At 69.5% G+C, this 19,542-nt stretch carries 18 protein-coding genes and 7 pseudogenes; 7 read left to right on the top strand and 18 right to left on the bottom strand.

What is annotated here, in order from left to right; all coding sequences use genetic code 11:
- Positions 1 to 22: 22 nt before the first annotated feature.
- Positions 23 to 580 carry a ribosome recycling factor gene (gene frr / locus ACJ512_RS09290; protein ID WP_407687401.1) on the bottom strand — a complete coding sequence of 186 codons (558 nt, stop codon included), beginning with the start codon at positions 578 to 580 and terminating at the stop codon, positions 23 to 25.
- 171 nt (positions 581 to 751) lie between these two features.
- Entirely contained in the window at positions 752 to 1,501 is a 750-nt protein-coding gene (gene pyrH / locus ACJ512_RS09285) for a UMP kinase (protein WP_407687400.1), read from the bottom strand.
- A 308-nt stretch (positions 1,502 to 1,809) separates the two neighbouring features.
- On the opposite strand from pyrH, the gene mbp1 reads away from it, so the two are divergent.
- Positions 1,810 to 2,049 carry a microaggregate-binding protein 1 gene (gene mbp1 / locus ACJ512_RS09280; RefSeq protein ID WP_407687399.1) on the top strand — a complete coding sequence of 80 codons (240 nt, stop codon included), beginning with the start codon at positions 1,810 to 1,812 and terminating at the stop codon, positions 2,047 to 2,049.
- 245 nt (positions 2,050 to 2,294) lie between these two features.
- Positions 2,295 to 3,026, top strand: coding sequence for a winged helix-turn-helix domain-containing protein (locus ACJ512_RS09275; protein WP_407687398.1), 732 nt, complete (start codon positions 2,295 to 2,297; stop codon positions 3,024 to 3,026).
- Positions 3,027 to 3,068: 42 nt separating this feature from the next.
- Here the strand turns inward: ACJ512_RS09275 and ACJ512_RS09270 are convergent.
- Positions 3,069 to 4,004 (bottom strand): annotated as a pseudogene (locus tag ACJ512_RS09270) (lysophospholipid acyltransferase family protein).
- A gap of 101 nt (positions 4,005 to 4,105) precedes the next feature.
- Positions 4,106 to 4,588: an MPT63 family protein gene (locus tag ACJ512_RS09265; RefSeq protein WP_461480108.1), complete on the bottom strand. Its 483-nt coding sequence runs from the start codon at positions 4,586 to 4,588 to the stop codon at positions 4,106 to 4,108.
- Positions 4,589 to 4,906: 318 nt separating this feature from the next.
- Between ACJ512_RS09265 and ACJ512_RS09260 the strand changes: the two genes are divergently transcribed.
- Positions 4,907 to 5,080: a hypothetical protein gene (locus ACJ512_RS09260; RefSeq protein ID WP_461480034.1), complete on the top strand. Its 174-nt coding sequence runs from the start codon at positions 4,907 to 4,909 to the stop codon at positions 5,078 to 5,080.
- A gap of 19 nt (positions 5,081 to 5,099) precedes the next feature.
- Positions 5,100 to 5,936, top strand: a pseudogene (locus ACJ512_RS09255) (SDR family oxidoreductase); the annotation flags it as partial.
- Between the two features lie 336 nt (positions 5,937 to 6,272).
- Here ACJ512_RS09255 and ACJ512_RS09250 read toward each other — a convergent pair.
- From ACJ512_RS09250 to ACJ512_RS09240, 3 genes are read right to left on the bottom strand one after another with little or no spacing between them, the layout of a single operon-like run.
- Positions 6,273 to 7,244, bottom strand: coding sequence for an esterase family protein (locus ACJ512_RS09250; protein ID WP_461480033.1), 972 nt, complete (start codon positions 7,242 to 7,244; stop codon positions 6,273 to 6,275).
- 38 nt (positions 7,245 to 7,282) lie between these two features.
- A complete protein-coding gene (locus tag ACJ512_RS09245) occupies positions 7,283 to 7,711 on the bottom strand; it encodes a hypothetical protein (RefSeq protein WP_407689661.1) in 429 nt (142 codons plus the stop codon).
- Positions 7,708 to 9,018 carry a hypothetical protein gene (locus tag ACJ512_RS09240; RefSeq protein WP_407689662.1) on the bottom strand — a complete coding sequence of 437 codons (1,311 nt, stop codon included), beginning with the start codon at positions 9,016 to 9,018 and terminating at the stop codon, positions 7,708 to 7,710. The genes ACJ512_RS09245 and ACJ512_RS09240 overlap by 4 nt, the downstream gene beginning before the upstream one ends.
- Before the next feature lie 79 nt (positions 9,019 to 9,097).
- Here ACJ512_RS09240 and ACJ512_RS09235 point away from each other — a divergent pair, with 79 nt between their 5' ends.
- Positions 9,098 to 9,517, top strand: coding sequence for a MarR family winged helix-turn-helix transcriptional regulator (locus tag ACJ512_RS09235; RefSeq protein WP_407689663.1), 420 nt, complete (start codon positions 9,098 to 9,100; stop codon positions 9,515 to 9,517).
- A 264-nt stretch (positions 9,518 to 9,781) separates the two neighbouring features.
- Here the strand turns inward: ACJ512_RS09235 and ACJ512_RS09230 are convergent.
- From ACJ512_RS09230 to ACJ512_RS09220, 3 genes and pseudogenes are all read right to left on the bottom strand, one after another.
- A pseudogene (locus ACJ512_RS09230) lies at positions 9,782 to 9,853 on the bottom strand (hypothetical protein); the annotation flags it as partial.
- A gap of 43 nt (positions 9,854 to 9,896) precedes the next feature.
- Positions 9,897 to 10,583 carry a hypothetical protein gene (locus ACJ512_RS09225; RefSeq protein WP_461480174.1) on the bottom strand — a complete coding sequence of 229 codons (687 nt, stop codon included), beginning with the start codon at positions 10,581 to 10,583 and terminating at the stop codon, positions 9,897 to 9,899.
- Between the two features lie 106 nt (positions 10,584 to 10,689).
- Positions 10,690 to 10,824 (bottom strand): annotated as a pseudogene (locus ACJ512_RS09220) (proton-conducting transporter transmembrane domain-containing protein); the annotation flags it as partial.
- A gap of 352 nt (positions 10,825 to 11,176) precedes the next feature.
- Between ACJ512_RS09220 and ACJ512_RS09215 the strand changes: the two are divergent.
- Positions 11,177 to 11,758, top strand: coding sequence for a helix-turn-helix domain-containing protein (locus tag ACJ512_RS09215; protein ID WP_407689831.1), 582 nt, complete (start codon positions 11,177 to 11,179; stop codon positions 11,756 to 11,758).
- Between the two features lie 136 nt (positions 11,759 to 11,894).
- Here ACJ512_RS09215 and ACJ512_RS09210 read toward each other — a convergent pair.
- From ACJ512_RS09210 to rpsB, 6 genes and pseudogenes are all read right to left on the bottom strand, one after another.
- Positions 11,895 to 12,239, bottom strand: a pseudogene (locus tag ACJ512_RS09210) (proton-conducting transporter transmembrane domain-containing protein); the annotation flags it as partial.
- A 42-nt stretch (positions 12,240 to 12,281) separates the two neighbouring features.
- Positions 12,282 to 12,704: a Na+/H+ antiporter subunit E gene (locus ACJ512_RS09205; RefSeq protein WP_407689628.1), complete on the bottom strand. Its 423-nt coding sequence runs from the start codon at positions 12,702 to 12,704 to the stop codon at positions 12,282 to 12,284.
- 68 nt (positions 12,705 to 12,772) lie between these two features.
- Positions 12,773 to 13,185, bottom strand: a pseudogene (locus tag ACJ512_RS09200) (ChaB family protein).
- A gap of 358 nt (positions 13,186 to 13,543) precedes the next feature.
- Positions 13,544 to 14,962: an amidase gene (locus tag ACJ512_RS09195; protein ID WP_407689627.1), complete on the bottom strand. Its 1,419-nt coding sequence runs from the start codon at positions 14,960 to 14,962 to the stop codon at positions 13,544 to 13,546.
- Positions 14,963 to 14,970: 8 nt separating this feature from the next.
- Positions 14,971 to 15,798, bottom strand: a complete 828-nt coding sequence (gene tsf, locus ACJ512_RS09190; protein WP_407689626.1) for a translation elongation factor Ts — start codon at positions 15,796 to 15,798, stop codon at positions 14,971 to 14,973.
- 10 nt (positions 15,799 to 15,808) lie between these two features.
- Positions 15,809 to 16,648, bottom strand: coding sequence for a 30S ribosomal protein S2 (gene rpsB / locus ACJ512_RS09185; RefSeq protein ID WP_407689625.1), 840 nt, complete (start codon positions 16,646 to 16,648; stop codon positions 15,809 to 15,811).
- Between the two features lie 237 nt (positions 16,649 to 16,885).
- On the opposite strand from rpsB, the pseudogene ACJ512_RS09180 reads away from it, so the two are divergent.
- Positions 16,886 to 17,407 (top strand): annotated as a pseudogene (locus tag ACJ512_RS09180) (M23 family metallopeptidase); the annotation flags it as partial.
- 36 nt (positions 17,408 to 17,443) lie between these two features.
- Here ACJ512_RS09180 and ACJ512_RS09175 read toward each other — a convergent pair.
- The gene (locus ACJ512_RS09175; protein WP_407688519.1) at positions 17,444 to 18,340 is read right to left on the bottom strand and encodes a tyrosine recombinase XerC; all 897 of its coding nucleotides are present in this window, start codon (positions 18,338 to 18,340) and stop codon (positions 17,444 to 17,446) included.
- 32 nt (positions 18,341 to 18,372) lie between these two features.
- Positions 18,373 to 19,536, bottom strand: a complete 1,164-nt coding sequence (locus ACJ512_RS09170) for a lactate 2-monooxygenase (protein WP_407688520.1) — start codon at positions 19,534 to 19,536, stop codon at positions 18,373 to 18,375.
- Between the last annotated feature and the right edge of the window lie 6 nt (positions 19,537 to 19,542).

Raw genomic sequence — 19,542 nt, 5'->3', positions numbered from 1 at the left:
GGACTTGGTTGCTGAGCGGCCGCTAGACCTCCAGCAGCTCCCCTTCTTTGTGCTTGACCAGTTCGTCGATCTGGGTGACGTACTGCTGGGTGGTCTTGTCCAGGTCTTTCTCCGCGCGGCCGACCTCGTCTTCGCCCGCCTCGCCGTCCTTGCGAATGCGGTGCAACTCCTCCATCGCCTTGCGGCGGATGTTGCGCACGGAAACCTTCGCGTCCTCGCCCTTGTGCTTGGCCTGCTTGACCAGCTCGCGGCGGCGCTCCTCGGTGAGCTGCGGCACCGCCACCCGGATGAGGGTGCCGTCGTTGGTGGGGTTGACGCCGAGGTCGGAGTTGCGGATCGCCGTCTCGATCGCGCCGAGCTGGCCGGCCTCGTAGGGCTTGATCACGACGAGCCGCGCCTCGGGGACGTTGATGCTGGCCAGCTGGGTGATCGGGGTGGCGGAGCCGTAGTAGTCGATCACGATCCGGGAGAACATGCCCGGGTTGGCGCGACCCGTCCGGATCGTCGACAAGTCGTCACGGGCCACAGCTACGGCCTTCTCCATCTTCTCTTCCGCATCGAAAAGAGCCTCGTCGATCATCTGCGCCGCTCCTCCTCATCGCTGCGCTCTGCATCGTCGCCAGCATCGATCATCTGCGCCGCTCCTCCTCATCGCTGCGCTCTGCATCGTCGCCAGCGTCGATCATCTGCGCCGCTCCTCCTCATCGCTGCGCTCTGCATCGTCGCCAGCGTCGATCATCGCGTCTTCCCCTCAGGTGGTGACCAGAGTTCCGATCTTCTCACCAGCGACCGCGCGGGCGATATTGCCATTGGTCAGCAGGTTGAACACCAGGATCGGCATGCCATTGTCCATGCACAGGCTGAATGCGGTGGTGTCGGCCACCCGCAGGCCGCGGTCGATCACCTCGCGATGGGTGATCACGGTCAGCAGCTCCGCCTCAGGATTCACCCGGGGGTCCTCGCTGAACACGCCGTCGACCGCCTTGGCCATCAAAACCACGTCCGCGCCGATCTCCAGCGCCCGCTGGGCCGCGGTGGTGTCGGTGGAGAAGTAGGGCAGGCCCATGCCGGCGCCGAAGATCACCACCCGGCCCTTCTCCAGGTGACGGACGGCCCGCAACGGGAGGTAGGGCTCGGCCACCTGGCCCATGGTGATCGCGGTCTGGACCCGGGTGACGATGCCCTCCTTCTCCAGGAAATCCTGCAGCGCAAGGCTGTTCATGACCGTGCCGAGCATCCCCATGTAGTCCGACCGGGTGCGTTCCATGCCGCGCTGTTGAAGCTGGGCGCCCCGGAAGAAGTTTCCGCCGCCGATCACCACGGCGACCTGCACGCCGGTCCGCACCACTTCGGCGATCTGGCGGGCCACCCGGGCTACCACGTCGGGATCCAAGCCGACCTGGCCGCCGCCGAACATCTCCCCGCCCAGCTTGAGCAGCACCCTCGAATACTTGGCTCGACTCGCCGCTACGCCGTTGGCGCCTTCCGTCGGCTCCGTCATCAGACTCCTCGCATGAGAGCGCCATCCCGGGCGAACTCATCCGGAACGGCCTTTCACATCCTGCCTCATCGCGGCACATACCGGCATCGGCGGGGTGGATTATCGGCACAGGTCGCGCGGGCCGGGTGCGCCCGGCCCGCCGGAGCATGTTTGGCCGCGCGGCGGCGGGGGAATAGGCGAAAGCGCAGCAGGAAACCCCCGGTCTTGAGAAATAGGGCCGCTAGCTGCTGTGTTGCCGAATCATTCACCGATCGGCAAGGAGCGTAAACCGCTCGTTTGCACGCACGCCACTGAAGAGGAGCTGATCCATGGCGGACACCAACAACTCCGGACCCGCGGAAGCCGTGAAGGGCGTCGTCGAGGACGTCAAAGGTAAGGCCAAGGAGGCCGTCGGGGCGGTGACGGGCCAGGATGACCTCACTCGCGAGGGCCAGGCCCAGCAGGACAAGGCCGAAGCGCAGCGCAACGCGGCCAAGAAGGAAGCCGAGGCCGAGGCTGCACGCGGCAGCGCCGAGGCAGCCGAAAAGCGCCAGGAATCCAACCAGTAGCTTGACCCAACGATGAGCCCGGCCCGTGCCGACGGGCCGGGCTCATCGCATTCCGGCGGCATTCCGGCGGCATTCCGGCGTTCTCGAACCGTGGGCAAATTTTTCCCGGGCGTGCTTCGGCTCGCGCGGCGTGGGACCCGCAAAGCGGGGAGGGTTGGCATAATTTCCCTCGCGAGCGGGTAATCCTCGCTGCGCCGCCGGGCACCTCCGCGCGAGGTGTCTCGGAGCAGACCCCGGTTTTGGAGATGTCGTTGGACGTTCTACTGGTCACCGACGAGGACGATTTCGAATCGGCGTTGCCGACGCTGAAGTCGTTTGCGGGCCGGTTGCGGCGCTCGCCCCTTGCCGACCACGCCGACGGGCATCCCGGTTCCGCCGACATCGCGATCATCGACGCGCGCACCGACCCGGCGACGGCCCGGAACGTCTGCCGACGGCTGACGGCCGACGCCCCGGCGATCGCGGTGGTGGCCGTCGTGGCACCCGCGGATTTCGCGGCGATCGACGTCGACTGGCATTTCGACGATGTGATGCCCCCCGCCGCGGAACCCGACGAACTGCAGGCGCGGCTCCGGCTGGCCATCGCACGCCGGCGCAGCGCACTGGACGGCTCGCTGAAGTTCGGCGGCCTGATGCTCCACCCGGCCAGCCGCACGGGGTCGCTGGACGGCGCGGATCTGCACCTGACGCTCACGGAGTTCAAATTGCTGAGCTTCCTGGTGCAGCACGCCGGCCGCGCGTTCAGCCGTACCCGGCTGCTGCACGAGGTGTGGGGATATGACAGCAACGGTCGTGTCCGCACGGTCGACGTGCACGTGCGACGGCTGCGCGCCAAGCTCGGGGCCGAGCACAAATCGATGATCGACACCGTCCGCGGGGTGGGTTACATGGCGGTGACGCCGCCACGGCCACAATGGATCGTCGGCGACCGGCCGCCCGCGCAGGCACCGTCCGATCCGGGCCCGCACGACGGTTGACCGGCCGGTGCGCCTCTGTGGTGCAACGGCTTTCGTCACCTATCAGGCGAATAGGGGCAACGCCCGCTTGCGCGCCAGCGCGTCCATCCCCCGCTGAATCGCGTCTTGCACCTCGCGATACTTGCCGTCGACATAGTCGTCGTCCTCGGCGCGCGCGGGGTCGTGATCGAGTTCGACGGCGGGCATGAACCGCGTCCTGATCTTGGCCGGCAGCGGCAGTTGCGGAAGCGCCGCCGGCGCAATCCCCCACGGCAGCGAGACCGCGAACGGAAAGACCTTGAGCCGCAACAGCCGATCGAGCCGCAGGGCCTTGGACAGCCCGTCACCGCGAATCAGTACCGGCATGGCGTCGGCGCCGCCGACCGTCGCAATGGGCACGATCGGCACGCCGGCCCGGATCGCCATCTTCACGAAGCCCTTCCGCCCCGCGAGGTTGGCACGGTCACGCTCGATCCACGGGCGCAACGAATCCACCTCGCCACCGGGCCACAGCGCCACGTCGCGTCCCTCGGCCAGGGCCGTGGCGATGGCGTCGGGAGCGGCGGGAAGCACGCCCATCGACCGGAAGTAGCGCCCGACGACCGGGATGGCCATGAGCGCGTCGTGGGCCGTGCCGTGCAGCGGGCGGTCCTGACCGTATCGGCGCCATCACTGCAGACCGACAGTCCACGCGTCCCAGACGAACGGGGCACCGGAATGGATCCCGACCAGCAGCACCGGCGCGCCGGGAATGTTCTCCCAGCCGTCGATCTCCATCCGGAACCAGTAGTCGACCAACAGGTTCCACAGGAACTTCTGGCGCTGCAGGGTGTCCTCGTCCTGGCCGCCGAGATCCCACTCGCCGGCGCGCCCGGCGACCCATGCACCGATCCCGCCGCCCGGATCGTCGCGCACGCTCTCCATGCGCGCGCGAGCCCGTTCGGCGTAACGCTGCGCTTGCTCCTGTAACTCGGCCGGCCTGTGATCCACGTCGCTCATGGGGGTCGGATACCCGATTCTGGCGCGGCGGAAGCACCGTGACGAACCGCAGAAACGAACCTCCCCGCGTCGGACGCGACGCGGGGAGGCCCGGGGGGCGATCAGACGTTGCTCGTCCAGATGAGAACGTCCTGCACTCCGTCGTTGTAGACGACGCCGTTCGGCGGCTGTCCGGTCACGTCGAAGTACAGCGTCCCGCTCGACTGCTGGCCCTGCGCGATTGGCGCCGGACTCAGGCCGTTGGGGGTGGGGACATTGTCGATCACCCGGTAGGTCTGGCCGTCGGCCGAACGGGCGTTGAAGTCCGAAACCAGCGGGGTGACGGTGCCACCATCAGCCGTGGCGGTGATGTCGGCCTGGTACAGCTTGCCTTTCGGGGTGTAGCCCGGAATGACGGTGTTGGTCGCGTGCAGGTTGTTCACGGTGTAGGCAGTGACCAACGGCCCGTCGACGAGCTTTTCGCTGGTGCCGAAACCCTGCACGGTCGGCGGCGCGGCGGATGCCGTCGCAGCGGTGAAGACGCTTGCCGCTGCGATCGCACCGGCAGCAACTGCAGTTTTTGCAGCGGTAGTGGTGAACTTCATGTTCATTCCTTTCGTGTCGAACAGTCGCTCTCTGGGCGACAACCGCACCCAAGTTCCATAACCTGTCGGCCGGAGTCTCAAACACGTCGCTACCGCGCAGGCATCGCGGTTGGCCGCCCTGCCTGCGTCAACGCCACGAAAATAGTTTGCGCGGCAACACAACTGCGCCACTTCTGCAACACGTGTACCACAGCCACCGGCGTGGCGGGCCCGCCCGGCGCCCCATGGTTAACCGCCGATCAGCGGGGTAGCCGCAAGCGAGCCGCCCGAGCCGCCGGACCGCGCGGGATTCGACGTCGAGGGGGTGACGGGGCGGCAATGGAACGCGGAAACGCCAAGCACGGTTCGCGCGAGGACGTCGAGCTCAATCACGAGCTCGACGGCACGTTGCGCGCCAACCGGCCGAGTCGCAGCGAGGAGTGGCGCAATCCCGAACCGCCGGCCGACGACGACCCGGACGTTCCCACTGCCGGCCCGACTCACCGATCCTGAACCGAAAGAGGAAGTGACCATCGCCTTTCCGGCACAGCAACAGACCGTCCCGGACGAACAGGACCGGATGACACCCGTTCCCGACTGCGGTGAGGACAGTTACCGCGGCACGGGCCGCCTGGCCGGCAAGAAGGCGATCGTCACCGGCGGCGACAGCGGCATCGGCCGTGCCGTCGCGATCGCCTACGCCCGGGAAGGCGCCGACGTGCTCGTCGCCTACCTCGCCGAACACGACGACGCGCGCGCCGTCGCCCGCTACGTCGAAGAGGCCGGCCGCACCTGCATTCTGGTGCCCGGTGACCTGTCCGACCCGACCCACTGCCGCGCCGTCGTGGACCGCGCGGTCCAGGAACTGGGCGGGATCGACATCCTCGTCAACAACGCCGCGTACCAGATGCTGCACCAGAACCTGGACGAAATCAGCGACAAGGAATGGGATTACACCTTCCGGCTCAACGTCGGAGCCTGTTTCTACCTGGTCAAGGCCGCCCTGCCGTTCTTGAGCGCCGGGTCGTCGATCATCGGCAGTTCCTCGGTGAACTCCGACACCCCCAACCCCACCCTGGCGCCGTACGCGGCGACCAAGCCCGCGATCGCCAACTTCTCCGCCAGTCTGGCGGAACTGCTGGGCGACAGAGGCATTCGGGTCAACAGCGTAGCGCCGGGACCGATATGGACCCCACTGATCCCCTCGACCATGCCCGCGGAAAGCGTGGAATCGTTCGGGCAGAACGTGCCACTGGGACGCGCCGGACAGCCGGTGGAGCTCGCCCCCGTCTACGTGCTGCTGGCCTCCGACGAGGCGAGTTACATCTCCGGAGCGCGGGTGCCCGTGACCTGGGGGCGACCGGTACTTTGCGCGCGACAACGGCTAGCGGGCCCGCGGGCGACCGAGGAGCTTTGGAAATCCCGACGATGACCTCGTTGGGCACCACCCAGCACGACGCGGTGGAACAGGTCAAGCCGGCCGGCCGCCGATTCCGGCGACGGCGCCGCGAAAGCCTCTGGCTGCCAGAGTGATACGCGCAGGCGGACCGCTCCTTCGGTTGAACCTGCGGCATGCCCAGCGAGTTGTGCCCCGGTGGCACACGCGCTGCTGATCGGCTCGCGGCACGGGCCCGCGCAACGATTCGGGCGGCGGCGCATCGGCGCCGCCGCCCGAATCGTCAGGACTGCGTCGAGACCGAGGCGGCTATCCGGACGCCCCGCCGCCACCGGCGCCCAGCGTGTGCTGCATGTCGGGCTTCATGGCCGACAACTGCGCGCCCCAGTATCCCCAACTGTGCACACCGTTCTGATCGATGTTGAACGTCGCGTTGTGGCCGCCCGCACCGATGTAGGCGTCCTTGAAGGCCACGTTGCTGTCCAGTACCACCTGCTCGATCACGGTGCCCGGGATGCTGCCCTCACCGATCTCCGACGCCGTCCCGTTGCCGCTGTAGATCCACAGCCGGGTGTTGTTCGCGACCAACCTGCCGACCTGGACCGTGGGATCGTTGCGCTGCCAGCCGGGTCCGCCGTCCGGGCCCCACATGTCGTGCGGGTTGAATCCGCCCTCGTTGCCCATGGCCATGCCGATGTACATCGGACCCGAGCCGCTCGAGGGTGTCAGGTAGGCCGACAGGGAGCCGGCGTACTTGAACTGGTTGGGGTGGTAGGCCGCCAGGATCAGAGCCGAGGACCCGGACATGGAGATCCCGACGACGGCATCGTCGGTTCTGCTGACGCCCCTGTTCGCCAGGTAACCGGGCAACTCGCTGGTCAGGAAGGTCTCCCATTTGTAGGTCTGGGGAGGACCGTCGCTGTTGTTGGCCGGCCCGTACCAGTCGGTGTAGAAGCTGGACCGCCCACCGACCGGCATCACCACCGAGATGCCCGAGCCGGCGTAGTCGTCGAACGCGTTGGTGTTGATGTCCCAGCCGTTGCGGTCGTCCTGGGCGCGCAACCCGTCGAGCAGGTAGACCGCCGGCGCGCCGCCCTTCTGGAATTCGATGGTGATGTCGTGTCCCATCGACGGCGAGGGCACCTTGAGGAATTCCGGCGCCGCGGCCCGCGCAGGCGCAGCAACCCCGCTCACACCGGCCAGTCCCGGTATCGCCGCCGCCGCTATCCCGGCGACCGTCAGTCGAAGCATCCAGCGAATCCTGCTCATCCTTGTCTCCATCTTCGTTGTCGGTTGGCTCCGCTGTTGCTTCGCCGTCATCAAACGGGCCAGGCGAGATCCGCTTCGGCGAGCGCAGCTTCGTCCCCGTCGAGCGCGATGGCCTCCACATCCAGTGCCGACCAGGACTCGTCGATCGACACGTGCACCATCGATTGCACGCCGTAGCGGCGCACCTCCCGCGCCAGCCAGTCCCGGTGCACGTGCAGATCGACTTGCGACCGGCCCGGTTTGGGGTAGGCCAGCCAGCCCCGGCCGCCGGCGAGCACGGCATCGTAGAGGGCGGAGAACAGGTCCAGATCCCCGCGACCCGCGATGAATCCGATGACCACGTCGGCCCGATCAGGGGCTGACCCGTCCACTCCCGGAATGACGTGCTCGTACCCGGAGGGCGCGTTGATCAGCGCCACCCTGTCGCCCGCTCCGATCTTCAATCTCTGCCCCAGCTCCGAAAAGTCCGGCCACTTCACGTCATCACCTCTCTGTCGGTAGCCTGCGGTCCCCCGCCTGATGGGCCAACGGCGCCGGCGTTCGAAGTACTTGGAGCACAGGAAATATGGAGGCAGGTTCCGTTGATCCACTCTGGATCACGCCGCACAGGATATGGGCCCGTGATGGATGGTCGCCCTGCAGTCTGAAGACTCTTCTGAGGTATAGCAGAGCCGGACCGGGTTGTCACTAGGAGTGTGCGCCCGTTGGCGCTCCTCACCAATTCGCTTGGCGGCGAATTGGTGTCGGCGCCCGTCGCCGCCACACGAACCGTGCCCGCAGATCCCTGCGATAGCAAACAAATGCCGGCTCCAATATCACGGCCGGCGCGGCCCCGCCCGAACCGCACACCCCGGCCCCGGGCACCGGACCGACCCGTGAGCGTGAAAATCGCCTGCGCGACATCCCGTTCCATGGATGCCGAATGAACTTCACCAGAAAACCGGCGCTTTGGTGTTTGAACGCCAATCGTGCGGGTGTGGCCGCCGGCGACGGGCCGGTTCGGCGTGGTGGTCTGCACGACGGGCAGCAGCGGCGTGCGGGTAGCGCGAGGATAGCCGAGGTCGTGTCGAGGTGCACAACGGCGCCGAACTGCTCGGCGGGCCGGGCCGGCAAGTAGTGACTCCGCCGTTCGGCCATCGCCCAGTTCGGTGGCAGGCGCGTGGACCAGATTCGAATTGTGCTCCCACAAAGAGATTTTCGAAGGGTCTTTGTCGGCGTCGAGGCGATCGGCCAGTTCTTGCAACGGCTCGAAGCCGGGCCGGTCGCGGCGCACCACATCGAGGTCGGGGCGCTGCCGATCCACCAGTTGCGCGACGACCTCGTCCTCGTAGGACTCGCCGGTCAGCACGAACCGGGCGTCGCCCACCGGGGCCATCAGTTCGTGGTCGGGGAGCACGCCGTCGGGGGCGCCGAGCGCGGTGCGCCAGTACGCCGTCCCGACCGCGGTGCACCGTCCTGGCGTGCTCGCGCAGATCACCTCGTCGGCGACCGGCACCGCGACCACGACCCGCGACGCGGCGTACCTCGTCGCCCCGGTGGCCGGGCCGTCGTCGACCACCGCCCCGACACCGGCGATCGCACCGACCGCCAACTCCGGCGAACCGGGCGCGCCGAGTTTGCGAACGACCACGACGTCCGGCGGTGCGGCCCCCGGGCGACCTCGAAACGCCACCGGAACTCCCCCGAGCGCCGGAACCACCACGTCGTCACGGCCCCGGTAATGCTGCAGCCGGCCGGCCGACACCGCACCCGCCTCGCGGCGGTCCCGGAACGGTTTCGGCGTCATGCAGGGCCTCTACCCGCAATCGCGGCGCGAAAACGCGTGTCGTGGGTTCAGCACGGAAGAATATGTCAAGATCGCTGACATGGTTCAGACTCAAGACGCTCCGCTTGGTTACCTGCTCTACCGGGTGGGCGCCGTTCTGCGCCCCGAGGTCTCCGCGGCGCTGGGCCCGCTGGGTCTGACGCTGCCCGAATTCGTCTGCCTGCGTCTTCTCTCGATCTCGCCCGGACTGTCCAGCGCCGAGTTGTCCCGCCACACCAACGTCACGCCGCAGGCGATGAACACGGTGCTGCGCAAGCTGGAAGACGTTGGGGCGGTGACACGCCCGGCGACGGTCCCGTCCGGGCGCGCGCTGCCGGCCACGCTGACCGGCCAAGGCCACGTGTTGTTGAAGCGCGCGGAGGCCGCGGTGCGCGCGGCAGACGCCCGCATCCTGGCGAAGCTGACCGGAACTCAGCAACGCGAGTTCAAGCGGATGCTCGAAAAGCTCGGGTCGGAGTAGCCAAAGTCGGTCAGGCCGCGGTTCTCGCCCGACTCGTCGACGATCGGGTGCTGCGGGCCGATGCCCCTGGACGCTTCGGCCACACCGGCTTCGATGTGCGCACGGCCGGCCCCAACCCGCTGTGCGTCTCCCATCGGGTCGCCACCGACGATGGTGACCGACGCACAGATCTGCTCGAGGTTGTTGTACGTCTCGGCGGGGATGCCACGCAACGCGCGCGGTCTCGGCGTCGCACCTGTTGCGCCGCGCGGAGCGCAACAGGTCGTCTTTGGTCGCCGGGAAGTCAACGTCGTTGAGGCAGCTCTTGATCCGGTCTCGGGTGGTGGACGCAACCATGGTCCCCAGGGTGCCCGGCGACCGCCGGGGTAAACGGGCCCCACTACCGCAGTTGCACCACCAGAACCGTCATCAGCACCGCGAGGCCGGCGTACATCCGGGCGACGTAGTCGCCGATCCGGCCGGAGTGGGCGGCGCGCAGGGCGGCGATTCCCGGCCGGAGCACCGCAATGGCGGCCCGCCCGGGGCGCGAGTCGCGGCCCGGTTGGCGCAGCGACAGGTAGCCGATGCAGGCGGCGGCCGCGACGGTCGCCAGCGCCAGACCCGCCCCGGTGAGCGACCAGGTGGGCGCGGCCCCGGCGGGGTTGCCGGCGAGAGCGTGGCCGAGGATCGCCGCGGTGTAGCTCGCAGTGTCGAGGAAGCGGTCCCCGGCCGCTTTCGCCGCGTGCGCGATGCCCGGGAACGCACCGGCTCCCAGACACAACAGCAGCAGCAGGATGACGGCGGCGTACATGCTGGCCGGCGTGCCGTTGAGCTCGGCGTCGGGCTGCTCCTCGCCCTTCGTCGCCTGGCCGAGGCCCGCGCTCGGCTCGGCACCGACGCCCCACCGGGTGAAACAGCGCATCGCCCCGCGCAGCACCGCGCCACCGGTGAGGGCGCCGCACACCGTGAACAACGCGGATGTCCACGGCGATCTCATCGCGTCCTCGCAGATCGTCTTGCCCAGCCCGGTCCCGAACGGCGGCAACCCGATGAGCGCCACCGCCGCGATGAAATAGAGCGCGCCCAAAAATCCGGTCGCCGCGCGCCTTGCCCGACAGGTCCAGCTCGTCGACGGTCCGCCAGCGCGTCAGCAGGATGCCCACCAGGAGGAACAGGGCGGACTTCGCACCCGCGTGACCGAGCACGAAGACCGCGGCGCCGCCGACCGCCTCGGGGTGCAGGCTCGCCATGGCCACCAGGAACAGCCCCACATGTTCGATCGTCGAATAGGCCAGCATTCTCTTGAGGTGCCGCTGCAACAGGCACATGATCGCGCCCAGGACCGCGGCGATGGCGCCGAGCGCCTCGAAGGTGGCACTGACGACCGCGTGCGGAATGTTGACGGACATTCAGGGTGACCACCTGGGGGTGGGGTTCCGGCGTTGAGGGTGAGGATGCTTCGGCGGGATCTGAGCGGCGGCATGGTGACGACGCCCCCTGTTCCCGGGGTTACGGTGGCCTGGGTTCGTTTCGGCGATCATCGTGGCGCCGGATGTTCGTGGCCGGGGGATCGACTGGCGCAGTGACGGTTCCAGCCCGGGGCGGCCAACACGAGATGACCCCTTCCCGACTGGCATCGTGGTAGACCATCTTGGTGCTTCATGTCCTCCCGAGCACCCGATGATCGTCGTCCGCACCGTCGAGTGGGCCGAGCAGGCCCTGGGCGCCGGCGAGCTCGGCTGTCCGCACCCCGGGTGCGGCGGCGCCCTCACACGGTGGGGATACGGCCGCCGCCGGCGCGTCCGTAGCCTCGGCGCGCGGACCCTCGACGTGCGCCCCAGGCGGGCACGATGCACCCGCTGCGCCAGCACCCAGATTCTGCTGCCGGCCACCCTGCAGCCACGTCTGGCCGACACCACCGAAGTGATTGGCGCCGCCCTGGCCGGCAAGGCCGGCGGCCACGGACATCGCCGTATTGCCACCGCGCTTGACCGCTCGCCGTCGACCGTGCGCCGCTGGATACGCCGCGCCACGCGCAGCGTTCATCTGCAATGGCTATGGCAGCGCGGCAGCCAGGCCCTCATCCGGCTCGACCCCGACGCGTTCAACCAGCTGCCTCGCGCCAGCAACCCGCTGCACAACGCGCTTATCGTCCTGGCCGCCGCCGCCTGCGCGGCCCGCCAGCGGCTGGGCTTGACCGAACCCCTATGGACGCTGATCGGCGTGCACACCCAAGGCCGGCTTCTGGCCGCACCGACCTGAACCGCCCACATCGCCCGGACCAATCCGGCCGGGCCGGCGATCCCGCTCGCCCATCCCCGGCCGGCACCGTGAACACCACCGCCGGCCGACACCGTCACCGCGAGCATCACAGCGTCAGCGTGAACACCAAATCGCGCTAATCATCCTCACCGAGAACGCCGCCAACATGCTCACCTTGAACGCCGGTCAACAGCGGAAGCGCGTGGGCGAACACCGTGGTGTACAGCCGCCACATCCCGTACAGACCGATCTCGACCATCACACCGGAGAACATCACGCACACCCCGGCGGGGGCGACCGCGTGCGCGTCGGCCAGCCAGAAATGCAGCGGCATGATCGCGGCCTTCACCAGCAGCGCCGTGAACAGCAGCACCATGGCGGTGACCGTAAAGGCGTTCGGCTTCCGTTGCGCCAGGCCCATTCCCAGCTGGGCCATGCCGAGCTGGCCAACCTGCGAGTAGAGCAGGGCGATGCCGACGAGGCTGACCGAGGAGCAGCACGACGACGGCGATCGCCCCGGCCCTCACCGCGTCACCTGCACTTCGAGCCGGCCCGGCCGGCCCACCCGGTGCAGCACCAGGGTGCCGTCGCGCTCACTGGCCGAACAGACGACCGTCCCGGGTGTGGTGGAGAAACTCAGCGCCGCGGTGGCGCGACGGCCGGCGGCCGGCGGGTCGTCCTCCTCCGGCAGCCGCAGGGTGGTGAGCTCGGCGTGCCGGCGGCTTGGGATCAGCGCATACAGCCAGACCGTGACCGTCTGCGCCGCGATGTCGCGCAGCACGGTCGGCAGCCAGCCCAGCCAGCGGACCGGAAACCGCCACTTCCCGTCGTTGGCCTGCCGCGCCGGCCTGGCCACCATCGCGCACGGCAGCGTGCAGATCGTCCCGACCAGGAATTTGTCGGCCGCGAAGGAGGACAGGCTGGCCATCCACACCGCGACGGTCACCACCCCACCACAGCAGGGTTTCGGCGATGGCGCGCACGCGCGGGTTGCGGGCGGTCAGACCCGAGCGCTCACTTCCCCCGGACACGGCGGTTGTGCTTCTCGATGGCATCCACCAGGTCCGGCTTGTTCATCTTGGAACGGCCGTCGATCTCGAGGCGGCGGGCCACGTCGCACAGACGCTTTTTGCTGGCGTTGGCGTCGACGCCCTCGGCGGTCGGGCCGCTGGCGTTCGGGCCGCCGCTCTCGGCGCGCTTGTCGGAGGGGCCCTTCTCGTCCTTGGGCTCCCAGTGGTCGCCGACCTTTCGAAGCTGTGCTTGAGGGCCGCGAACGCGACCCGGTGCGCCCGCTGCCCCTCCCCGTACTCCTCGACGGCGGAGTCGTGCGCCTTGGCGAACGTGCGCTGGGCTTTGGCGTCGGAACGCTGCAGGGTGCTGGGTAACTCGTCCTGCCTGGGCTTGCCACTCTTCGTCGTCTTGGGCATGGGTACCTGCTCCGACCTCGAACCGTCACTTCTCGAGACTCCTGCGCAATATCCGCAATAGGAGTGCTGGAGGAAAGCCCGGAGCCGAATATCGCGCTCAAACCGACTGTGCGCCATGCCTTTTGCGTCTGCCCGGCAACGCAATCATCGCCTTCGGCGTACCACGATCTCTTGCGCCACAAGGGCTGAGGCGTCGCGGGCGGGAGTCGCAGACTGCCGCTCTTCGACCTCCAACGACGGTGGACTACCCCGTGCCCCCGCCCTTAATCCCCGGCGGCCGAAGTGACGGGCCGGGCGTTCGGCGTGGCAGCCACCGGGATGCCCGGGAAAGCGCGTCGCGACAAACGGACGGTCGCGGCTAGCCCGGTGACCCGCCGGACTGGATGCGGGCCCACGGCCGGGCCGCTTCGAGTTCGTAGGCCAGCTCCAGCAGGAGCGCCTCCTGCCCCATGTCGGCCGACAGCATCATGCCCACCGGCATGCCGTCCGACGACTGGGCCAACGGCAGTGAAAGCGCCGGCTCGCCGGTCACGTTCTGCAGTGGGGTGAACGCGACCCAGTCGATCAGCCGGTCGATGACCTGCCGATAGTCGACGGGGGCGAGGTGGCCGATGCGGGGCGTCTCATCGGCAAGGGTCGGCGTGAGTACCGCGTCGTAGGCGCCGAAGAATTCCGTGGTACGCCTCCGCAGCCGGCGCAGGCGCGCGATCGCGAACGGAAGCCGGTGGAGGTTGCGGGCGCTGTGTCGCTCCAGGCCCAGCGTCAGGCTGTCCAGCCGGGTGCGGTCGAACGTGTCGCCGAAGGTGCGGCGCCCGATGCGGACCTGCGCCAGGGCCAGGAATCCCCAATACAGCACGAAGTCGTCGACGAAGCTGGCCGGCACCGGCGGCTCGGCGATGTGTTCGACGTGGTGACCGAGTTCCTCGAGGAGCCCGGCCGACTTCAGGGTCAGCTCCCGCATCCCGGGGCTGCACTCGCGCATGACCGAACGCGTCAGCACGGCGATGCGGAGCCGCCGCCTGCCGGGTCCGGTGACGTCCCCGACCGGCGCCAGTTTGTGGTTGCGCCAGATGCGCTCGGCCTCCCGGTAGAAGGCCGCGGTGTCCCGCACCGAACGGGTCAGCACGCCGTTGGCGACGATGCCCACCGGTATGTGGCGCAGCGTCGGGTCCAGGGGCAACCGCCCGCGCGACGGTTTGAGCCCGACCAGCCCGTTGCAGGCGGCCGGGATGCGGATGGAGCCGCCGCCGTCGTTGGCGTGGGCGATCGGCACCACACCGGCGGCGACGAACGCGCCCGATCCCGACGACGAGGCGCCGGCGCTGAACTCGGTGTTCCAGGGGTTGCGGACCGGCCCCAGCCGGGGGTGTTCGGCCGAGGCGCTGAACCCGAACTCCGACAACTGCGTCTTGCCCACCGACGTCAGGCCGGTGGCCAGGAACAGTTCGGTGAACTCGCTGTTGCCGACGGCATGCCAGGGCGTCCACGCGTCGGTGCCGTGCATCGTCGGCTGGCCGGCGACGTCGGTGTTGTCCTTGATGAACGTCGGGACCCCGCCGAAGAAACCGTCCGCGGGCTTGCCCTCGGCGGCGTCCCGGGCCTGCTGGAACGCGGCGTAAGCCAGGCCGTTGAGCACCGGGTCGACGGCCTCGGTGCGGGCGATGGCCGCCTCGACCAGCTCGGCCCGGCCGACCCGGCCGTCACGCAGGGCGTCGGCCAGGCCGACCGCGTCGAGGTCGCCGAGGGCGTCGTCACCGAAGGCGTGCACGTGTCGCATGGGCGTGCCTAGGCTTGGCCCACCTCGAAGCGAACGAAACGGGTCACCGTCACTCCCGCCTCGTCGAGCAGGGCCTTCACCGTCTTCTTGCTGTCGGACACCGACGGCTGCTCGAGCAGCACCGCGTCCTTGAAGAAGCCGTTCAGCCGGCCCTCGACGATCTTGGGCAGCGCCTGCTCCGGCTTGCCCTCCGCCTTGGCGGTCTCCTCGGCGATGCGGCGCTCGCTGGCCACGACGTCCTCGGGCACGTCGTCGCGCGACAGGTAGCGCGCCTTGAGCGCGGCGATCTGCAGCGCGACGGCGTGCGCGGCGTCCTGACCGGAGCCCTCGAACTCGACCAGCACCCCGACCGCGGGCGGCAGGTCGGCGGCCCGCTTGTGCAGGTAGGTCTCGACGTTGCCGTCGAAGTACTGCACCCGGCGCAGTTCGAGCTTCTCGCCGATCTTGGCCGACAGGTCGGCGATGGCCTGCTCGACGGTCTTAGTCGCCGATCCCGAAGAAATGGGAGCGGCTTTCAGGGTGTCGACGTCGGTGGCCTTGGCGGCCAGCGCGGCATCGACGACCTGGTCGGCCAGCGCCTGGAACTCGGCGTTCTTGGCGACGAAGTCGGTCTCGGAGTTGAGCTCGACGAGCGCGCCGCCCTTGGCCGCGACCAGACCTTCGGCCGTGGCACGCTCGGCGCGCTTGCCGACGTCCTTGGCTCCCTTGATCCGCAGCGCTTCGACGGCCCTGTCGAAGTCGCCGTCGCTTTCGGTCAGCGCGTTCTTGCAGTCGAGCATCCCGGCGCCGGTGAGTTCCCGAAGCCGCTTGACGTCGGCAGCGGTGAAGTTCGCCATATCAGCCTTCCTATGAAGGGTCAGTGGTTGGTTCGGTGGTGCCCGCGGCAGCTTCGGCGCCGGCAGTGGCTGTCGTTGTCGCGGCGGCCAGCAGTTCCTGCTCCCATTCGGCGAGCGGCTCGGCGGACTCCACCTCGGGCTTGCCGTCGCCGCGGCCCACGCCGGCGCGGGCCTGCAGACCCTCGGCGACCGCGGAGGCGATCACCTTGGTCAGCAGCGCGGCCGAGCGGATCGCGTCGTCGTTGCCCGGGATCGGGTAGTCGACCTCGTCGGGGTCGCAGTTGGTGTCGAGGATGGCGATCACCGGGATGCCCAGCTTGCGGGCCTCGCCGACGGCGATGTGCTCCTTGTTGGTGTCGACGACCCAGATCGCCGACGGCACCTTGGCCATGTCGCGGATACCGCCGAGGCTGCGCTCGAGCTTGTTCTTCTCGCGGGTCAGCATCAGGATCTCCTTCTTGGTGCGACCCTCGAAGCCCCCGGTCTGCTCCATCGCCTCGAGCTCCTTGAGGCGCTGCAGCCGCTTGTGCACGGTGGAGAAGTTGGTCAGCATGCCGCCCAGCCAGCGCTGGTTCACGTACGGCATGCCGACGCGGGTGGCCTCGGCCGCGACGGATTCCTGTGCCTGCTTCTTGGTGCCGACGAACAGCACCGTGCCGCCGTGGGCGACGGTCTCCTTGACGAACTCGTACGCCTTGTCGATGAAGGTGAGCGTCTGCTGCAGGTCGATGATGTAGATGCCGTTGCGGTCGGTGAAGATGAACCGCTTCATCTTGGGGTTCCACCGACGGGTCTGATGCCCGAAGTGGGTGCCGCTGTCCAGCAGCTGTTTCATGGTGACTACGGCCATGGGTGTGCCTTACGTGTGTCGGTTGCCGCCCGGCATCGGGTGAGGCCGGGCCCTGGCGTCTGCTGCGTGCCGGACCCGGCCGGGGAAAACCGGTCGGGACCGCCCGGCATGCTGTGCGAGCTCCTGGTGGAACGGGAGTCGCGCTGCAGACGCGCGAAGTCAGCCCGCAAGCGAGCTGCGACCAGGAGTTTACACCGCCTGCGCAGGTAGTTTCTCCACAGCACCTCCCCGCCCCGACTGGCGGTGCGGCCGCCGCGGCAATGGACTGGGCCGGTGCGCCGGGTCCTGCCGCTCCTGCTGTGCCTGACGGTGGCCGGTGCCGCGCCCGCGACCGCCGGCGACGAGCGGCTGGATTGGCCGCTGCGGCCGCGCCCGGTCGTGACCCGGGGATTCGATGCCCCGGCGCCGGACTGGCGGCCCGGCCACCGGGGCGTGGACCTGGCCGGCGCGCCCGGCCGGCCGGTGTACGCCGCGGGCACCGCGACCGTGGTGTTCGCCGGGCCGCTGGCCGGGCGGCCGGTCGTGTCGCTGGCCCATGCGGGCGGACTGCGCACCAGCTACGAGCCCGTCCGGGCGGCGGTGCGGGTCGGTCAGGCGGTGACCGCGGGCACGGTGATCGGCTCGTTGCTGGCCGGGCACCCCGGCTGCCCGGCCCCGGCGTGCCTGCACTGGGGTGCGATGTGGGGACCGGCGTCGGGCGCCCGCTACGTCGACCCGCTGGGCCTGTTGCGGTCCACCCCGGTGCGGCTCAAGCCGCTGGACGGCTGAGTTGCTCTCGCGAGCAGACGGTGGAAACTAGGCCCGCGGGTGGGCCTGGTCGTGCACCGCCCGCAGCCGCGACACCGCGACGTGGGTGTAGAGCTGGGTGGTCGCCAGGCTGGAATGGCCCAGCAGTTCCTGCACGACCCGCAGGTCGGCTCCCCCTTCGAGCAGGTGCGTGGCCGCGCTGTGCCGCAGCCCGTGGGGCCCCATGTCGGGCGCGCCGTCGACCGCGGCGACGGTCTGGTGCACGACGGTGCGGGCCTGGCGCACGTCGAGTCGCCGGCCGCGGACGCCCAGCAGCAGCGCCGGCCCGGACGCCGCGGTCACCAGGGCGGGGCGACCGTCGGCCAGCCACGCGGCGAGCGCGTCGGCGGCCGGCAGCCCGAACGGCACGGTGCGCTGCTTGTTGCCCTTGCCCAGGACACGCACCAGCCGGTGCCGGGTGTCCACGTCATCGATGTCCAGGCCGCACAGCTCGCTCACCCGGATCCCGGTCGCATACAACAACTCGACGATCAACCGGTCCCGCAACGCCAGCGGATCACCTTGCTGCGCACCGGATTTCGCCGCAGCCATGGCGTCGGCGGCCTGGTCTTTGCGCAGCACGGCCGGCAACGTGCGATGCGCCTTGGGCACCTGCAGCCGGGCGGCCGGATCCCCGTCGAGCAGGCCGCGACGCGCCGCCCAAGAGGTGAACGTCTTGATCGCCGACGTGCGCCGGGCCAGCGTCGTGCGGGCCGCACCCGCGCCGGCCGCCGCGGCCAGCCACGAGCGCAGCACCGGCAGGCTCAACCCGTCCAGGCCGACCCCGCGCCCGTCGCAGAACGCCAGCAGCGAGCGCAGATCGCCCAGGTAGGCGCGGCGGGTGTGCGCCGACCGGCCGCACTGCAGCGCCAGGTACTCGTCGAACTCCTCGAGGACCGCCTCCACGGCTCCACGTTCGCAGGCGCCGCGGGATCGCCTCAGTCGACGCGCCGCAGCGTGTCCGGGGTGAGATGTTTGCGGGTCGGATATCCGTCCACGGCCATGATCAGGTCCGCCTCGGCCAGCATCGTGCGCAGCACGTGCACGATCCCGTCGGCGCCGCCGAGCGCCAGGCCGTAGGCGTAGGGGCGGCCGATTCCCACCGCCGTCGCGCCCAGTGCGAGCGCCTTGACGACGTCGGCGCCGCTGCGGACCCCCGAGTCGAACAACACCGGCAGCCCGTCGGCCGCCTCGACCACCTCGGGTAGGGACGCCAGCGCGGGCAGGCCGCCGTTGGCCTGCCGGCCGCCGTGGTTGGAGCAGTAGATGCCGTCGACGCCGCCGTCCTTGGCGCGCCGCGCGTCGTCGGGATGGCAGATGCCCTTCAGGAGCAACGGAAGGTCGGTCAGCGAGCGCAGCCAGGCGAGGTCGTCCCAGCTCAGGGCGTTCGCGAACAGCTGCACCCAGCGCAGCACCGCGCCCTGGGGATCCTCCTCCGGCGGGCGTGGCAGGCCGGCCCGGAAGACGGGGTCGCTGGTGTAGTTGGCCAGGCAGTGGCCGCGCAGCTGCGGGAAGTTCGAGGTGCTCAGGTCGCGGGGGCGCCAGCCGGTGACCCAGGTGTCAAGGGTGACGACGATGCCCTTGAAGCCGGCGGCCTCGGCGCGCCGCACCAGGCTGGCGGCCAGCTCCCGGTCGGTCGGCGTGTACAGCTGGAAGAACCCGGGCGTGTCGCCGAGCGCGGCGGCGACGTCTTCCATCGGGTCGACCGACAGCGTGGAGGCCACCATGGGCACGCCGGCGCGGGCGGCCGCGCGGGCGGTGGCCAGGTCGCCGTGACCGTCCTGGGCGCACAGGCCGATGACGCCGATCGGCGCCATGAAGACCGGGCTCGGCAGCGTCATGCCGAACAGCTCGACGGTCAGGTCGCGCTCTTTGGCGCCGACGAACATGCGCGGAACGAGCCCCCACCCGTCGAAGGCTTCGCAGTTGACCCGTTGCGTGCGTTCGTTGCCCGCTCCCCCTGCGACGTAGGACCACACCGACGGCGGCAGCGCCGTCGCGGCCTTGGCCTCCAGCTCGGCGAAGGCCATCGGCAGCGGCGGCACCACCCCGGCCAGGCCCTGCAGGTAGATCTCGTTCTGGTAGTCCCCGAAATGTGGCATGCGATG

It is taken from the genome of Mycobacterium cajalii (assembly GCF_045809005.2).
Taxonomy (GTDB): domain Bacteria; phylum Actinomycetota; class Actinomycetes; order Mycobacteriales; family Mycobacteriaceae; genus Mycobacterium.
This window is presented reverse-complemented; position numbering and strand designations above follow the sequence as displayed.

What these genes read in the sequence shown, in the direction of transcription:
- frr (WP_407687401.1), bottom strand. Translation starts at nt 580, where the DNA reads ATGATCGACGAGGCTCTTTTCGATGCGGAAGAGAAGATGGAGAAGGCC.
- pyrH (WP_407687400.1), bottom strand. Translation starts at nt 1,501, where the DNA reads ATGACGGAGCCGACGGAAGGCGCCAACGGCGTAGCGGCGAGTCGAGCC.
- mbp1 (WP_407687399.1), top strand. Translation starts at nt 1,810, where the DNA reads ATGGCGGACACCAACAACTCCGGACCCGCGGAAGCCGTGAAGGGCGTC.
- ACJ512_RS09275 (WP_407687398.1), top strand. Translation starts at nt 2,295, where the DNA reads ATGTCGTTGGACGTTCTACTGGTCACCGACGAGGACGATTTCGAATCG.
- ACJ512_RS09265 (WP_461480108.1), bottom strand. Translation starts at nt 4,588, where the DNA reads ATGAAGTTCACCACTACCGCTGCAAAAACTGCAGTTGCTGCCGGTGCG.
- ACJ512_RS09260 (WP_461480034.1), top strand. Translation starts at nt 4,907, where the DNA reads ATGGAACGCGGAAACGCCAAGCACGGTTCGCGCGAGGACGTCGAGCTC.
- ACJ512_RS09250 (WP_461480033.1), bottom strand. Translation starts at nt 7,244, where the DNA reads ATGGAGACAAGGATGAGCAGGATTCGCTGGATGCTTCGACTGACGGTC.
- ACJ512_RS09240 (WP_407689662.1), bottom strand. Translation starts at nt 9,018, where the DNA reads ATGACGCCGAAACCGTTCCGGGACCGCCGCGAGGCGGGTGCGGTGTCG.
- ACJ512_RS09235 (WP_407689663.1), top strand. Translation starts at nt 9,098, where the DNA reads ATGGTTCAGACTCAAGACGCTCCGCTTGGTTACCTGCTCTACCGGGTG.
- ACJ512_RS09215 (WP_407689831.1), top strand. Translation starts at nt 11,177, where the DNA reads ATGATCGTCGTCCGCACCGTCGAGTGGGCCGAGCAGGCCCTGGGCGCC.
- ACJ512_RS09195 (WP_407689627.1), bottom strand. Translation starts at nt 14,962, where the DNA reads ATGCGACACGTGCACGCCTTCGGTGACGACGCCCTCGGCGACCTCGAC.
- tsf (WP_407689626.1), bottom strand. Translation starts at nt 15,798, where the DNA reads ATGGCGAACTTCACCGCTGCCGACGTCAAGCGGCTTCGGGAACTCACC.
- rpsB (WP_407689625.1), bottom strand. Translation starts at nt 16,648, where the DNA reads ATGGCCGTAGTCACCATGAAACAGCTGCTGGACAGCGGCACCCACTTC.
- ACJ512_RS09170 (WP_407688520.1), bottom strand. Translation starts at nt 19,536, where the DNA reads ATGCCACATTTCGGGGACTACCAGAACGAGATCTACCTGCAGGGCCTG.